Raw genomic sequence first — 16,263 nt, forward strand, 5'->3', positions numbered from 1 at the left:
GACAGCTATTTTATGATATGAAAGTGACTGTAAAGGGGGTTAACAGCGGCTATGTATTATACAAAAAAATAAAAAAGCGCCTTAACCACTACATTAAGACGCTTTGGATGAAAAACTATAAATAATTAGACGTTAAAATAGCTAATCGGGACTATGAAATTGTTAGAATTGATAGGCCAATGACATCTTAAATTGAGTAGGCGCACCGGGGTAAACCCATAATGCGTTGTAGCTACTTTGAGCATATTCTTCATCAAAAATATTGTTAACACTGATATTTAACTTGGTGCGCTCGGTTAAGTTTACCTGCCCAAAAATACCAACTAGTTGATAACTCGGTAAGTTAAATGTTAAATCGGCGGCATCGCCTAATCGTTCACTGGTGTACTGATAACTAGCCCCTAGCTCAAGCTCTTTACCAAGCAAGGCTGTTTGATGGCTAAGCGTTAGGTTTAAGTTATTTTTAGGCACATTGACTAATGGGCTGCCTTTTTTTATTGGCACGCCCCAATCAGCATTTATTATGTCGTTTGCCGTACTGGCATCTATATAAGCGTAAGATAAATTAAACTTTGTATCATCAGTAATGTAAGTACTTAAATCGAGTTCAACACCTTTACTGTTTGCTTTACCAATAGGCGCTGAAAAACCAACGTTTACAGGGTCGGCTACTAACATATTACTTTTAGTGGCATCAAATAATGCTAGGGTTCCCGTTATGCCTTGGTAGCTAAATTTAGCGCCTACTTCAAATGAGTCACTGTATTCAAAGCCAAATGGGTCGCCACTTGCATCTGTGCCACTTAATGGTAAAAAGCCTTCAGAGTAACTGCTGTATAAGGTTACAGCGTTGTTTAGCTCGTATAATAAGCCTATTCGCGGGCTTACCTGGCTCTGTGAGCTACTTGAAAGCACAGCACTTTTGGTTTCTAAAATGTCTTGATCTACGCTATCGAACCTAAGGCCAACTAATAGCTTAAATTTATCAGTCAGATCCATTTGATCTTGAACGTATATACCATAAGCATCTTGTTGTTCGTTGTTTTCGTAGAGTAAACCTACTTCAGGACGCGCAACGTTATAATTAGGTTGATAAATATCAATTGTGTAGGTGCCGTTACCGCCGCGATAACGATAAAGTCCAGTGCGTAAGTCGTATTTGTATGCATCGGCTCCCATTAATAAATGATGGGTAATGCCTGCGGTATCAAAATGCCCGCTTAGCTCAAATTTAAGGCTGGTATCATCAACTTCATAATCGCGGTAGCGCTGTTGGCGGGTAAGTGTGCGGCCATCATCGAATAATGATTGGCGCGAGGGTGCAAGTTCAGCATCAGACGAAAACCCAGTTAGTGTAGAGCTGCGGTAGTTTGCGCCTACAACGAGTGACCATTCATTGTTTATATCATGATTTAAAGTCACTTGGTGACCACGAGAATATACTTGCGTGTCACCATCGTTTGGATTGCCTAAATAGCGCGAGTTAGGGACAGTATTAAAATTATCATTAAGTACAACAACCCCACGGTCAAATAGCTGGGCTAAATCAACGTATTCAAATTCATAAGTGATGCTGGTTGAAGCGTTTATTTGATGATAAATCGATGGTGTAACCACCTTTTTATGGGTGTACACCTCATCGCGGTAGCTGTCGCTATCTTGCCATGCGCCATTTATTCTAAATGCAGTGTTATCGTTAATGCCGTTTGTATAGTCACCTTCAACGCGATTAAAATTATCACTACCTAAGCTGAGCTTTAGCTCACCCTGTTGCTCAAACTGAGGTTTTTTGGTCACGATATTAACTGTACCGCCGGGCTCTGAGCGGCCATAAAGTGCGGAGCCTGGGCCTTTTAATACTTCAATGTACTCAATGTTTGATACATCACGAGGGCCGCTGAATCCGCGCCCACCGCTAAAACCATTAATTAAGTAACCCGATGGCATGTTTTCGTTACCCGATAATCCACGAATCGAAAAGCTATCCCATAATGCGCCACTGTTATTTTTACGTGAAATACTGGCAGAAAAGTCCAGCGCATCTTGTAATTGAGTTATTCCTTTTTGATCAAGTACCGCGTTATCGAGGGTTTCGATTGATTGTGGCATTTGCTTTTGAGGAATATCGCCTCGGTAAGCTTGTTTATATGTAACCGCAATTTTCTCTATTGGTTGACTTTGGGCAAGGCTTTGTGCGCTTGCACTTAAGCAGGCTAAGTAAATTAATGAGTACTTCATAAAATGCTTTTTAGTAACGTTATATTATAACCAAAACTATAACATGTGTTACTTTATAACAAAATGTTTTTTTGCGCTCTATGTGTGCGTCTAATTTTTACACTAGCGACTATGCAGCTATCACGTTAAGATGGATAAAAATAACACAATAAGAACAATATAATGTTAACAAAAACAAATGCATTAATTTACTTTTTAGCGTTTAGTAGTGGCTTTAGTATTATGGGAATAGAGCTATTAGGTGGGCGAATTTTAGCGCCTTACTTTGGCAGTAGTGTGCATATCTGGGGCAGTATTATTACGGTATTTATGCTTAGCTTATCATTTGGGTATTTACTGGGGGGTAAGCTGTCTATTCGTCATCCTTCGTTGACCAAATATGGGTTAATCTTTTTAGTTGCCAGTATTATGGTACTACCCATTGCTTTGTTTGCTGAGCCAATTATGGCATTTATTTTTTCGCATATTGAAGACAGTCGCTATGGCTCGTTACTCGCCTCAACCGCGTTATTTTTTATACCCACCATTATTTTAGGCATGATCTCGCCCTACTCCGTACGTTTACTGGTCACAAATAGTGAGCGCAGCGGCCAAGTAGCAGGTGGCCTTTATTTTGTAAGTACCTTAGGCAGCGCACTGGGCACCATTATTACCTCTTTTTATATGGTACTGGCGTTTGATGTTAACGCGATTATTTTAGGTTTTGCTGGTGTATTGGGCACGCTTGGGCTAATTGCTATTACCTTTGACAAACTTAAAGTACGAGAGGCCGTTTATGCTTAAGTTTAAATCCCTGTTTGTTTGTATTACGGCGCTACTGCTTTCATCATACAGTGCAGCTAATGTTGTGCATAAAGAGCGCTCCTTGTATCGAAATCTACTCGTTGAAGAAACTGGCGATTTACGCTGTTTAAAGTTTGATGAAAAAACCCGACAAAGCAGCCAAAGTTGCATGTACATTAGCGACCCTAAAAAACTCGTGTTTAACTACACTAAGCTGGCTTTTTCTAGTTTGTTACTGATTGATAACCCTAAAAATGTGCTCATTATTGGTTTAGGTGGTGGAACGCTTTCTAATATGATTCACGAGCTATACCCGAGTGCGCATATTGAAAATGTAGAAATAGATCCTGCGGTAATTAAAGTGGCGCGCGATTATTTTAACTTTATAGAAACCGATAACGTAACTGCTAAAGTGCAAGATGGGCGTATTTTTATTAAACGTGCGGCGCTTAAAAAACAGCAATTTGATTGGATTATTTTAGATGCGTTTAATGGCGATTACATTCCTGAGCACTTACTCACAAAAGAGTTTTTTGAAGAGATAAAAAGCGTATTAGCCGAAGGCGGAATTGTGGCTGCTAACACGTTTTCATCAAGTAAACTCTATGAGCATGAGTCGGCAACCTATCATGCGGTATTTGGCGATTTTATTAATGTAACAGCCAATAATAATAGTAATCGTATTATTTTAGCTGGTTATAGCAATATCCCTACAGAGCAACAAATAGCGCAGCGGGTGACGCAGCTAGCTCCGTTACTTGCCCCTTATGACGTAGATATAAAGGCAATTAGCCAGCGTATGTTTTTCACCAAAGATGGTAAAGATTGGCCAAGTGATACTAAGGTGCTAACCGATCAATACTCTCCAGCAAATTTACTTAACTTTTAGTAGCTGTTATATGGTCACTTATATCCGGTGGCCATTACTTATTAAAAAGATAATATTTTAAGGAAGCGATAATGCACATTCACTTTATTATTCATGAACATTTTGAAGCGCCAGGCGCTTATGAAACCTGGGCTAAAATGAATGGTCATACGCTGTCTTATACCCGTATTTATTTAGCTGGAAACTTACCGCAACATGCTGATGATATAGACTTTTTAATCGTAATGGGTGGGCCACAATCGCCCGCTACATCGCTTGCAGAATGCGCTTATTTTGATAGCAAAAAAGAACAAGCCTTTATTGCCAGCATGATCACGGCAAACAAAGTAGTGTTGGGCGTTTGTTTGGGGTCGCAATTAATTGGTGAAGCGTTAGGCGCGGCTTATCAACCTAGTCCAGAAAAGGAAATTGGTAAGTTTGCTATTACCCTCACTGATGCAGGTTTGAATCATCCGTTATTTAGCCATTTTGGCAGTGAGCTTAATGTGGGGCATTGGCATAACGATATGCCAGGGCTGACTACTACAGCCAGTATTATTGCCTATAGCGAAGGTTGTCCAAGGCAAATAGTCGCTTATAGCGATTTAGTATTTGGTTTTCAATGCCACATGGAACTGACCACCGAGGTGGTTACCCTCCTCATTGCCAACGATGATTTAAGCAATGCCCAAAACCATCGCTTTGTAGAAAATCCCGAAAAGCTCTTAAGTCAGGACTATAGTGAAATGAACAATAAGCTTTATACTTTCTTAGATAAGCTTGCCGTACACTATTTATCTAAATAATACTTATTTACGTGAAGTTAAAATACCAAACATTTACTTAGCCTGCTAACTAATGCTAAAATTTGCTGGATATTCACAAGCAAGAGTTCCTATGAGCAGCACTATTCCTTTTCATGAAACACTCGATTTAACCTTATGCGGCAATATGGGTCGAGTGCACCGCTTATGTCGAGAAGCGGTGACAGTGGCGGTTGAACCCTTAGGTTTAACTCAGTCGCGCTGGACGGCAATGATTCACTTACATCATTTACCTTTAGGGGCAACACAGCAAGCGTTGGCGACCAGTTTAGGGATTGAAATGCCCTCATTAACGCGCACCATTAAGCAATTAGAGCAGCAAAATCTGGTTATTCGACAAGTTGATGAACACGATAAACGTAGTAAAAAATTGTACTTTACCGATGAGGGTATAAAGTTATTAGAACACTTAAAAGAGCTAACAAGCGATATTAAACAGCGTTTATATGCCGGTTTAAGTACTGAGCAACTTGATGGTATGGCGCACAGTTTAGTGCAAATGGAAGAAAACGCGCGGCGTTGTATTGCAAGCTTATCTGGAGATAAATAAGTATGACACCTGATCAAAAATTTGCCCGCTACGTTAAAGTTTCGCTTGTTGGTTTTATTGTTGTCTTTTTTTATTATATTGTTGCCGATGTATGGTTGCCGGTTACGCCACAGGCACGGGTTTATCATCCGGTTGTGCAAATATCACCGCAAATAAATGGCCGTGTTACCGATGTATTGGTCAGTAATAACCAAGCGGTTAAAGCGGGTGATGTATTATTTGAGATAGATAAAAATACTTACCAACTAGCACTTGAGCAAGCACAGCTTGCCCTTGACGATGCTAAACTTCAAAATAAACGCCTTGATACCAATGTAAAAGCGCTTGAGGCACAAATAAGTGCAGCTAACGCTAAATTGCATGAGCAGCAGCTATTAAAAAAGCGTGGCGAAACGCTTTATAAACAAAACTCTATTTCGGAACAAGAGCTTGAAAGCATTCGTGCAAATTTTGCAGCAAGCCAATCTAATTTAGCCGCCTTTGAAGCACAGCTTTCTGAAGCTGTTTTAGCGCGTGGCGATTCAGGGCAAGATAATTTAGCGCTGCGCCATGCGGCCAATCAGTTAGCGCAAGCCGAGCTTAACTTATCCTATACGCAAGTGCGTGCTTTAAGTGATGGTGTAGTGGCTAATTTACAGTTACTTGAGGGTTCCTATGCTGTTGCGGGTAAGCCATTACTTGCTATTGTGGCAAGAAAAGCAGATTTAGTGGCTGATTTTCGTGAAAAGTCACTATTAAATATGCAGCCAGGCAGTTTAGCAAAAGTAGTGTTTGACAGCCGACCTGGTGAAGTATTCGACGCTAAAATTGAAACCTTCGAAGCAGGTGTTAGTGACGGGCAACTTAGTGCGAATGGATTACTTAGCACCACCGAAACCAGCAACCGCTGGGTTCGTGACGCTCAGCGTCAACGTATTCATTTAGTGCTGCCAAATAACACTCAGCTTATAAATAATATGCCCAGTGGTGCGCGTGCCACTGTGCAGTTACTTCCACAATCGGCTATAGGTCAATGGTTGGGATCAGTACAGATCCGCTTTATTAGTTGGTTACATTACATTTATTAGTGGGGCGAGTAATGACACAACATGTTAGCCAAGCGCCACAACTCGATTCAAATGGCTTACGCCAAGCGCTGCGGATTGCCGGTGGTTGCACTATTGGTTTTACTTTGTGCAAGTTAATGAATTGGCCCAATGGAATATTTTTTACAGTTTACCCTATGTTATTACTCGGTTTAGTGCCAAGTATTAACAAAGGCGTGATCCGTCAATTTGTTGCCAGTGCTGCCTACAGTGCGTTTATAGTGCTTATTTTACAGGGCTTATTTTCACACTTGCCGGTGTTAATGACGCTCATTATTTTTGCCAGCTTTTGTATATTGTTTTACTTAATGAGCTCTGGTGGTGCGTTTTTATTTGGTGCGTTAGGTGCGGTGAGTTTATCGATTCAGTTGCACTTTGCCAGCCATGTTGATCAAGGAAGCAGCATTTACCCGCTTATTTTAAGTAATGGTATGGCTATTTTTATTACTATTATTATTGCGCTCTTGATGCATGGTTTGTTTCCTGATGTGACAGCGCGGCCCATGCGGGCTGTGCCACACAAGGATAAAGAAAGTATTCGTCACGAGGTGTTGCTATGCGCTAGCGTTGCGACTTTATCATTCGTGGTTTTTCAGGTACTTGACTTACAAGATTCAATTTCGGCGCAAGCGGCGTCTATTTTAATTTTGTTTTCGTTGTGTTTTAAGGCTGCGGGCACCGCAAGTTGGCAACGTATTATTGGTACACTGATAGGCTGTAATGCTGCCTTAGTTGCGCAATTGTTTTTGTATAACCATACTGACGTTTTGCTTTTTCCGGTGGCTATATTATGGATTTTGTCTTTTATATTCAGTCGTTTTCATATTTTAGGCGGTGGTCCACCGGGTGTTGGGTTTGGGGTATTAACCACGTTTGGCATTTTATTTGGTCAGTCGTTAGGCCCAGGGCAAGATTTAATATACAGCGCCATGTATCGATTTAGCTCGGTGGCTGTTGCAGTAACAGTAAGCTTAAGTGCAGTGTATGTAGTGCATCGAATCCTCAACCGATTTAGCGTCACCCGCCATCATACTTATGATTAAATTAAAGGCTGCATCCGCAGCCTTTTTATATACTTAACCACAGTACAGGTTACTAAAGTTATAGCTTAATATTACCGCGTAGGGCTTTGGTTTGGCCGTGTTTGGTTTTTTTGTCCATGCGTTTACGCTGTGAGTTACGGCTAGGTTTGGTAGCACGACGTGCTTTATTAACCTTAGTGGCGCTTAAAATTAAATCTTTTAGCCGTTTTAATGCATCTTCCCTGTTGAGCTCTTGGGTGCGATGGCTTTGCGCTTTAATAACCAATACCCCTTCTTTGGTGATCCTTGAATCTTTTAAAGCAAGTAATCGTTCTTTATAAAAGTCAGGTAATTTAGAGCGATTAATATCAAAGCGTAAATGTATAGCACTGGCTACTTTATTAACATTTTGCCCGCCTGCACCTTGTGAGCGAATAGCGCTGAGCTCTACTTCCCATTCATCTATGGTTACGGTATTTGAAATAGTTAACATAGTGCCCCGCTCTTTTTGCAAAAAATGTATTATATCATCAGTACATTGACTTGTGGTGAATCAAGCGGTCATTGCTATTTACAGTCTAATATTTGTTAAATAAACACATAAAAACTAATTTATTCTACACTTACTATATTGCTTTTTAATTCGCTTTAATTATATGAAACAAATATCTATTTTAATGTTTTTGGTGTGTATGCTCGCTATTTCATATGCTGTTTATGCTAAATCATCACAAACATTTAGTGCTGGTGTAATTGCACAAGAACAAGTTTATCCAATCAAAGTATTAGCTTTGGGTGATTTTCAGCGTTGCTTTGTTGTTGCTGCGCAAAAAGAAGATGCTCTGTATTCTGCGTGTTATATCAAAAAGAGCGCGCAATCGATTTGGGTTGCTGAATCTGCGGGAGCGCGTTGTGAAATAAAATGTGAGTCGCATTTAAACAGTGATGGCAAAACACAGGCGCAGTACTTTACTACTGATTTATAGTAAAAATGCTGTGCCAAGGTTTCTTTATCGCGGTGGTGAGCCCTTTTATTTGTTTAATCACTTGCGTATCACAAGCTGTTTGCTTTGCATTATTAGGTCCTGACAGCATCAAATAGTGGGCTTTACCTTTTATTGCTCGTTCTGCTATGAACAGTGATGGGTTTTCCCTTAGCAGTTTTTTGTTAACGGATTTTTTAGAGGTATATGCACCATACTGGCAAAAATAAGTCTCAGTATTTTTGGTTTGCATATCGCTCCACTCCCCTATTTTTCGCCACTGTGGTGAGGCATATCGCCTTGCATCAACCATAAAGCTACCATGAAGCGCTGGTATTGAATAAACATCATTAATGGTTTGTTGTGCTTTAGCTGCATTGTTATATGGGCCTGCAACGAGGTAATAGCTATCACGACGTTCATGCTTATATAACTGCAAAGCATAGGCTGCTTTATCAATTTTATTCGCAACAGTAAGTGCCGATTGAAACTTTTTGAATACGCCTAATTGCACAAAATAAGGTGTTTGTTGGTTTGATTCAGCCGCTATTGTAGCTTGTTCAGTTAAGGTATCAGCGTTATTTGTGTATATAATAATATCTTGCAATATTATGGTATCGCCGCTTTTTTCAGTGATGACCTGCTCAGGAAGATTTTTTATAGTTATGTTTTCTGAGAGTTGCTCATTTTTTTCTATTTCAAGCATATAATTTCCTTGAGAAACATTGGGGAAATAATAATAACCATCATATTCAGTGACCGTTGAATAATGCTTTTCGCCGTCTTTTTCTTTAAGTACAACCGTGAGTCCTGCGATAGGTTTACTCTTTTCATTGCTCGATAGATAAATAGTCCCCTCAACCTCGTTGTAGACCACTAGAGGAATATTTACTTTGGTTTGTCCGCCTCTATGAGCCAATGTTTTAATTTTTCCTAAAGAGGGCTGCAAGTAAGGATTAGACAACGAGCGTAAATTAACATCTAAAACCTGGCCACCGTAACTGCTTGGTAGCAAGACCTTTCCGTCATTATTGGTGTATTTATCTCGCCATAGGTAGTTGCCAGTAAAATTAACGTCTTGAATTGGCTCATCGCCTTGGTCAAAGATTTCATTTTCATTCCAATCTATGAACGAACTAACTTCTATTTGCCCGGAATTTAATGAGCGAGGAGTGTCAAAGTTAAAGTCTGCTTCTAAATGATCAAAACTAAATGTGCCATTTAAACCTAAAGATAAGCGCCAATCTCCTTGATTATCAACTTGCCCTGATACTTGTATATTAAATATCTCATGGCGGTAAGTATATTGATGATTTAAAAGCGTACTTGCCGCAGAGTTAGACTGATACGTCAGCTGGGTTTGATTAAAGGTACTTTGTGTTTGTGGCCAGCGTAAACTACTTCTCAAACGAGTGAGTTCTGCGCCATTATTAGCCTGCCAATCTAAGGTGTTGGTCCATTTCCAAGAGGCAATATCTATTGAAGAATAAAGCCGGTTTATTAGGTTATTGGTATCGTCATCATAAAATAGTTGGCTTGACCATGTTCCTGCGACATAACTTTTATTGATGCCTAATGAGAACCGATTTTTAGTGTTAGTATTTTTACGTACTTCATTGTTCCACCTCATATTCCAGTTAAGGGAGTTAAAAAAATCAGTGCGGCCATTGAGGCTCAGTGACAGCCTATTTTTGAGTGAGTTCTCTTTTGCTACAAATAAAGCGCTAGAAAAGTTATTAAGGGCACTGTATTCAACATTAACATTGATATCGTTATAAAGTTTATTAGAAAGTAGGCCTCTAAAACCGGCAAAATAAGCATAGCCAGCATCGAGTTGTTTTGTGGCTAAAAAACGGTAACTGCCGTGATCTGTAAGTGTGTTTAGCCCAGATGATAGGTAGCTGCTGTTATTTTGTTCAGTTTGCAAATGAGTAATTTGAGCGTCATAAGTAATAAACTCACTAATGCCATAAGAGAGATTACTTTTAAAGGCATTACTCATCGCCGTTGAGGAGTTACTGGATTGATTAAAAACGCTTTTATCTGTTTCTAAAAACTCCACCTGATAGCTTATTTTTCCGGGCGATAGTGCGTCTTGCCCTATTGTATATTTTTGAGTGCGTGTAATTTGCTCACCCTGTGAGCCAAAAAGTTTAATTTCAAAGATATTGTTGCCGTAAAAAGTTTCAACATCGGTAAATCGAACCAAATTTTCGTCGTTAGCTTGAGTCGTGGCAATAAATTGGCCATTTCGATGCAGCTCTGCTTGCCAGCCCGGTAGTGCCGGTTCTTCAATGGTGATAGTTGAAAAATTTTGTGCCGAATGCGGGTTAGCATTTGAAATATAAAATCCCCGGCCTTGGTTTGAGCTAGTAATAAGCTGATCTGACTGAGATTGAATATCTCCCAATTGGTAGTGAATGCGTGCCAGTGAGTGATCTTGTTCACTTAAGTTAAAGTCTTTAGTTATTTTTAAAAAGGTATTAGCGGTGTTTTCGTTTTTGTTGAATCGTAGTTCAGCTCGATGATGAAATAAGTCAAAGTAGCTATTAAGCCTGAGTAGTCCCTTATAACGATTATTAGACGATTTATAGCTTGCTGATAGCGAATATTCAGACACGGGGTAGGTTAGCGCTTGGTATTGGTCGTCTATAAAGTGGTCGTATTGCAGTGCTTTGGACTTAATTTTTTTTGTAATACCACTCGTTACTTGGTTGTTATTATAAGTAAGCAAGTTACTAGAAAATGAAACCTGCATCAGTGAGTAATCAAAGCGCGAGTCGGTATTTAAAAGTGTATTTATAACAGATAAATCAACATAGTGGTCGTAGTCATCGACAGCCCACAATGAAACATTTTCTGAGGGGGCTAAAGTTGAGGAAAGCTCAGCATTCAGCACCTGCTCACTTGAGTCAACGTTAGCAGACAGTGTATTTTGTGACACGTTTAAGCTAATTCCCATGGTCGATTTCAGGCCGCTTATGGGAAGTAGCAACTTATTTGATTTTGAGTAGTAAGCTTCTAAGTCGGAGACAACTGAGCGCCCATTTACCCTGACATTTATAATCACAAAAGACTCCTCATCAATAGGCCATTGATAAAGAGTCGGTAACTGCTTTGCGATGATTGCTTTGGGTACAATTAACAGTAATGTACAAAGTAACAAGCGAGCCGTTATACCATAGTATAAGGCATTAATGTGTAGCATTTGTTATTTGATATTAATAGGGATCGCTAACTCGATTTTACCGCCGTAAAGCTCGTTTTCTTTGTAATTGAGTGTCACAGGCCCTGTCACAGGGGCTTGTAAAGTGATGTATACCTTGCGACGTGATAAAGGGGTATAAACGGCCACATTGGCTATTTCACCAATCATTACATTATTCTCATCGACTAATTCAAAGTTTCCATACACAGAGCGATTCCCTGTGAGTGTTTGCCAAAATGTTAGAGTCGGACGCCCATTTTGAGTAATTAATTGCGGGTTTATTAATTCTGAGTCAGCCTCTAATTGGCCATGACGAACAATAACAGGCACGCTGTAAGCAACTTTAGGTCTAATGCTTATTCCATCAATGTCGGGGTTTTGTGACTCAGAGGCTATGATTTTAAGCACCGCCCTATATTCGCCTACAGCAAGCTCAGCTTTTTTGCGAACGGTCATTCTGATAGCTTGCATCCCTTTTGGGGCAATAGTGCCGCGACGTGGAGAAAACCGTAGCATGTTTTTGGCAGAGCGTCCTTCAACTTGTTGCGGAGTAACATCTATAAGTGCTCCTTCTTCGGTCATATCTTTATGGGTAACAACAAGTTTAAAATCGAGATTTTTATTAGAGGTATTTCTGATAAGTAGTGAATTATTTTTAGTACGTCCATCAAAGTATAAACGGTATTCAGACAGCGCAAGGTTGGCACTACAAATTTCAGGTAGTAAAAGAGTTAGGCAAAGGGCGGCCCAACAAAAAAGTTTAAGAATCATGGGACAACTCAACAACATGATAATAAAAAGTGGAGCGCGTTGCTCCACACATTTTATTTTTAATGCGCAATTGCGCAAAAAAATAAACTGAGGCTAACTAAGTAAGTTAGCCTCAGCTTTCATAGTCTTATTGGAAAGACACATCTACAGTGTAATCTACAGTGTAAGCAGCGCCCGCTGTCAGTGTAGAATCAACTGTCATATCACCATATACACTAACAGTAATATCGGTTGCACTTGCATCAGTAGTGAAAGCAGACGCAACATTGTCAGCAGTTGTTACACTGGTTGTGCCATCTGTAGCCGTTGTTACTGGAACAAAAGTTAAGTTAGTGCCTGTGCTTCCAGATACAGTAATATTCATTGCTGAATTTGGCGCTAAACCAGATACAGTAATTCCACCTAATTGAATGTTTGCATCTGACGCATCACAGTCACCCGATACAGCGCCTGCATTATCCATCGTACAGGTTGAGCTTGTAGATAAGCGAATTTTACCAAAGTGCAGTGGGCTATCTTCTGCAAAAGTAGGCTCAGTCCAACCATTTACACTTGCTTGAAATGTTTGGTTAGATGCAAGTAAAGAAGTTGATGAAATTGCTAGCAAAGCGGAAGCAGCAAAGATTTTTTTATTCATAGTTTTTCCATTTTTAAAAATTATTATTTTTTTACTTCCGTGCAAATTAGTTTTGAGGGTTATCTCAGTCCATTGTTTCGGATTTAAACACAATTGTTATCAAAATGAAATCTTTTGTTAACATTAAGGCTTTTTAAAAGAGATAATTAGTATGAAGTTATTAATTTTGACCAGCAAAATGCAACAAGAAAAATAGCACCGATGTTAATTATTTTTTAACACTAGAGGGAGTTATTTTAAGGCATAGTCAAAGCGACTTAATTGATGTTGAGCCTATATGAATGTTTATAAACTATTTTTAATCTTTCATAACCACTTTGTAGTTTTTTATGGCAGTCGCTCTGTGCTTAAGCGGTGAAATAAAGTGACTGCAACATCTATGCGAAATGTTTATTTTTTGAGCATAATTTACGCGTTGTATCTCTATTGTTACCTTCCCAGTTAAAATCATTACGGATTAAACTGCATTTATCAAAGATCAGATTTTTACTAACATGTCGGTTTAAAAGTATAAAATTTAATTTTCCAAGCCTGTTTTTTCATCGTTTTGATTGTTTTTTAGCTTTCTTTGGTAATAAGTTAGTAAAAAATCGGTTTATGCCAGCGGTATTTTATGCCTTGTTGGTAAAATACTGATCCAGTGTTATTTGAGAGAAATTTATAGCTTAAAAGGTCTCTAATTATTAGCTTCTTATATCAAAATTACCTGTTAAGGCTATGGAAAAACTTATTAAATACAGTGCTTTATTTAACTTTTAATTTCATACACGGACGTGTGTTTACTGTGTCTTTATGTATTTAGCCGGTAACAGCAACGCATCCAGAGCAAGCATTCACTTAGATAGGTTATTTTATAGCTGACTTTTAATCTTTATATAGATCACTATTTAACTAACTCAATTAAATGCCTATTGCTGCATTCAAATACAAATAAGAATTACTATCTTTTGTATTTGTTGGCGTTATAATATCGCCATCTTTTTTTAGCTATGTTTAAAAGGAATTTGCAGTTTATGCAGGCCTCCAACCGTCTTTTAGACTTTCCCAAACCCGTTTTTTCTATGTTATGGCAATTTATGCAGCGCTTTAGCTATGAATTAGCGGTTTTATCGCGTTTTTTTATTGCTATTGTTGGCGGGTATTTTTTTACAGCCGTTAGTGTGTCGCTATTAAGTGCAGTAGTGCCTGTGCCTAAAGTTGACGCGGTTTTGCTTAGTGTGTCTGCGAGTATTTTAATTTATGCCCTGGTGTTTATTTATAGCTTTTATATTCATTCATTAAAAACTGTTTGGATCAGTATTTTACTAAGTATTGCAGCGCAACTTGTCGTGTTATCGCTATTGAAGGGATGGTTATGAAAGGGAGTTTTTTTCGTTCAATGACGTGGTTACATACATGGGTGGGTTTGCTCGTGTGTTGGTTACTGTATTTAATATTTTTTGCAGGCACTATTAGCTTTTTTAGAGATGAAGTGAGCTTATGGAATCAGCCAAGTGTCCATAATATTGAGCAGCAGGCAGATCGTATTGGCGCGCAAAAGCAACAAATCGTGTCGGGTGTTGAGTATTTAAATGCGCAAGCACCTAATGCGCCTAATTGGCGTATAACGCTTCCTGAGGAGCGTATACCTTATTTAACGTATGGTTATGCAAAACCAAAAGAGCCTGGACAGCGCAGAGCGCAGTTCGAAAATACCCGTTTAGATCCAAATAATATGCAGCCTTTAGCACCCTTTGTAGATACTCGAGGGGGGAATTTCTTTTATCGCCTGCATTTTGATTTGCATTATATTGATGTTAAAACGGCGCGTTGGATTGTCTGCTTTGCTAGTTTATTTATGCTCATTGCGTTGATATCTGGCGTCGTTATTCACAAACGTATTTTTAAAGATATGTTTGTTTTTAGAGCTAATAAAGGCAGCCGTAGCTGGTTAGACGTGCATAATTTAAGTTCGGTATTTGCCTTACCGTTTCATTTAATGATTACTTATACGGGCATTATTACCCTGATATTTATGATTTTCCCCTACCCCGCGCAAACCGTTTATGAGGATGGAATACGAGGCTTTTTTAATGATGTTTCGCCAAGTAGTTCTGCAACAGAGTCGTTGCAAGGCACTGCACCGTTAGTGCCTATCAATACTATTTTGGATCAGGTTTATACTAAGTGGCCAGAGGCTGATATAACTAGGGTGATTATAAATAAGCCGAATAAGGCCGCTGCGACTATTATGGTTTTGGTCAGTCCTGGAAAAACATTAAGGGATCAAGCACCGCGTTTGATATTTAGTGGAGCGAGTGGTGAGCTTGTTGCTCAAACTGATGATGAACTTACCGGCAGTAAAGCGCTGTATGAGTCACTAAATTCAATGCACACTGGGCGTTTAGCAGAGCCATTATTACGTGTTTTATACTTTTTAGGCGGCATTGCTGGCTGCATAATGATAGCCACGGGCTGTATTATGTGGGCGAAGCGTATTCGGGAGCGAATGAAAAAAAATGCCCAGCCATCATGGGGTTTAAAACTCGTCGAAGCGCTTAATTTAGGAACTTTAATGGGATTGCCCTTGGCAACGTCTGCGTTCTTTTTAGCAAACCGATTAATCAGCACACGCGCAATGGAGCGCGCGGATAAAGAGATACTTGCCTTCTTTTTAACTTGGTTGTGTGTACTTATTATCGCTTTTGTAAAGCGTGACAAGTCGCAGTGGTGTGTTATGGCTGCCATAAACAGCATTGCTTGTTTTAGTGTGCCAGTGGTTAATGCGCTAACAACACAAGGGAATATAATCAGTTATTTACGTAATGAACAGTGGGCTTTATTTATGTTTGATAGTCTCTTTTTACTGTTTGGTTTGCTGTTTTTGTTACAAACCGAAAAATTACGTACTGCGCTGCAAGCTAAAAAACCTAGTCCGATAAACACTAAGGAGCAAAAAGTATGATGGCACTGCTCCCTTTTAGTTTATGTTTGGTGGCTTTTAACTGCTTTGCACTGGCTAAGTTTAATCATTTTAAGGATGTTTTTAACAAGCGCCCGACTGATCAGCAGCGTTTAATTTTATTGAGTGTTGCTTGGATCAGTATTTTACTAAGTTTACTACTTTGTGTTAGCGAATTACACGGCTATGGCGCTCTACAGTTTTGCGGGTTTATGTCGTTAAGTGCTTTAATTATAATGATTTTTTATAGTTTTTTAGTCAATCTAACTAAGCTTTTTAACTTGCTTGTATTATTGATATTGGCCACGAGTACGTTATTTTTTGGTTTAAATGGGCTTTAGTTAGTAAAAATC

15 protein-coding genes are annotated in these 16,263 nt (G+C 39.2%); 10 read left to right on the top strand and 5 right to left on the bottom strand.

Annotated elements, in window-relative coordinates:
* Positions 1 to 162 precede the first annotated feature (162 nt).
* The gene (locus QL986_RS15760; protein ID WP_024602441.1) at positions 163 to 2,238 is read right to left on the bottom strand and encodes a TonB-dependent siderophore receptor; all 2,076 of its coding nucleotides are present in this window, start codon (positions 2,236 to 2,238) and stop codon (positions 163 to 165) included.
* Between the two features lie 162 nt (positions 2,239 to 2,400).
* Between QL986_RS15760 and QL986_RS15765 the strand changes: the two genes are divergently transcribed.
* The 6 genes from QL986_RS15765 to QL986_RS15790 all read left to right on the top strand — a co-directional run bounded on the left by QL986_RS15765 (position 2,401) and on the right by QL986_RS15790 (position 7,391).
* Positions 2,401 to 3,021: a fused MFS/spermidine synthase gene (locus QL986_RS15765; RefSeq protein ID WP_024602440.1), complete on the top strand. Its 621-nt coding sequence runs from the start codon at positions 2,401 to 2,403 to the stop codon at positions 3,019 to 3,021.
* Positions 3,014 to 3,910, top strand: a complete 897-nt coding sequence (locus QL986_RS15770; RefSeq protein ID WP_024602439.1) for a fused MFS/spermidine synthase — start codon at positions 3,014 to 3,016, stop codon at positions 3,908 to 3,910. The genes QL986_RS15765 and QL986_RS15770 overlap by 8 nt, the downstream gene beginning before the upstream one ends.
* 71 nt (positions 3,911 to 3,981) lie before the next feature.
* Entirely contained in the window at positions 3,982 to 4,695 is a 714-nt protein-coding gene (locus tag QL986_RS15775; protein WP_024602438.1) for a type 1 glutamine amidotransferase, read from the top strand.
* Between the two features lie 91 nt (positions 4,696 to 4,786).
* Entirely contained in the window at positions 4,787 to 5,263 is a 477-nt protein-coding gene (locus QL986_RS15780; RefSeq protein ID WP_024602437.1) for a MarR family transcriptional regulator, read from the top strand.
* A 2-nt stretch (positions 5,264 to 5,265) separates the two neighbouring features.
* Positions 5,266 to 6,330, top strand: coding sequence for an HlyD family secretion protein (locus QL986_RS15785; RefSeq protein ID WP_024602436.1), 1,065 nt, complete (start codon positions 5,266 to 5,268; stop codon positions 6,328 to 6,330).
* A gap of 11 nt (positions 6,331 to 6,341) precedes the next feature.
* A complete protein-coding gene (locus QL986_RS15790; protein ID WP_013462802.1) occupies positions 6,342 to 7,391 on the top strand; it encodes a DUF2955 domain-containing protein in 1,050 nt (349 codons plus the stop codon).
* 58 nt (positions 7,392 to 7,449) lie between these two features.
* Here the strand turns inward: QL986_RS15790 and arfB are convergent, their stop codons facing one another.
* Positions 7,450 to 7,863, bottom strand: a complete 414-nt coding sequence (gene arfB / locus QL986_RS15795; protein WP_028834645.1) for an alternative ribosome rescue aminoacyl-tRNA hydrolase ArfB — start codon at positions 7,861 to 7,863, stop codon at positions 7,450 to 7,452.
* A gap of 163 nt (positions 7,864 to 8,026) precedes the next feature.
* On the opposite strand from arfB, the gene QL986_RS15800 reads away from it, so the two are divergent.
* A complete protein-coding gene (locus QL986_RS15800) occupies positions 8,027 to 8,356 on the top strand; it encodes a hypothetical protein (RefSeq protein WP_013462804.1) in 330 nt (109 codons plus the stop codon).
* Here QL986_RS15800 and QL986_RS15805 read toward each other — a convergent pair.
* The 3 genes from QL986_RS15805 to QL986_RS15815 all read right to left on the bottom strand — a co-directional run bounded on the left by QL986_RS15805 (position 8,343) and on the right by QL986_RS15815 (position 12,969).
* Entirely contained in the window at positions 8,343 to 11,561 is a 3,219-nt protein-coding gene (locus tag QL986_RS15805; RefSeq protein WP_290191691.1) for an SdrD B-like domain-containing protein, read from the bottom strand. The two genes, QL986_RS15800 and QL986_RS15805, sit on opposite strands and share 14 nt — an antisense overlap.
* 3 nt (positions 11,562 to 11,564) lie before the next feature.
* The gene (locus QL986_RS15810) at positions 11,565 to 12,332 is read right to left on the bottom strand and encodes a hypothetical protein (protein WP_232311369.1); all 768 of its coding nucleotides are present in this window, start codon (positions 12,330 to 12,332) and stop codon (positions 11,565 to 11,567) included.
* Positions 12,333 to 12,459: 127 nt separating this feature from the next.
* Positions 12,460 to 12,969, bottom strand: a complete 510-nt coding sequence (locus QL986_RS15815; protein ID WP_036955510.1) for a hypothetical protein — start codon at positions 12,967 to 12,969, stop codon at positions 12,460 to 12,462.
* Positions 12,970 to 13,982: 1,013 nt separating this feature from the next.
* Between QL986_RS15815 and QL986_RS15820 the strand changes: the two genes are divergently transcribed.
* From QL986_RS15820 to QL986_RS15830, 3 genes are read left to right on the top strand one after another with little or no spacing between them, the layout of a single operon-like run.
* On the top strand, positions 13,983 to 14,327 hold the full coding sequence (locus tag QL986_RS15820) for a hypothetical protein (RefSeq protein ID WP_033103215.1): 345 nt from the start codon (positions 13,983 to 13,985) through the stop codon (positions 14,325 to 14,327).
* Entirely contained in the window at positions 14,324 to 15,913 is a 1,590-nt protein-coding gene (locus tag QL986_RS15825) for a PepSY-associated TM helix domain-containing protein (RefSeq protein WP_138686598.1), read from the top strand. The genes QL986_RS15820 and QL986_RS15825 overlap by 4 nt, the downstream gene beginning before the upstream one ends.
* Positions 15,910 to 16,251, top strand: coding sequence for a DUF3325 domain-containing protein (locus tag QL986_RS15830; protein ID WP_016899981.1), 342 nt, complete (start codon positions 15,910 to 15,912; stop codon positions 16,249 to 16,251). The genes QL986_RS15825 and QL986_RS15830 overlap by 4 nt, the downstream gene beginning before the upstream one ends.
* The last annotated feature ends 12 nt before the right edge of the window (positions 16,252 to 16,263 follow it).

This window comes from Pseudoalteromonas sp. APC 3250, from assembly GCF_030407915.1.
GTDB lineage: Bacteria > Pseudomonadota > Gammaproteobacteria > Enterobacterales > Alteromonadaceae > Pseudoalteromonas > Pseudoalteromonas tetraodonis.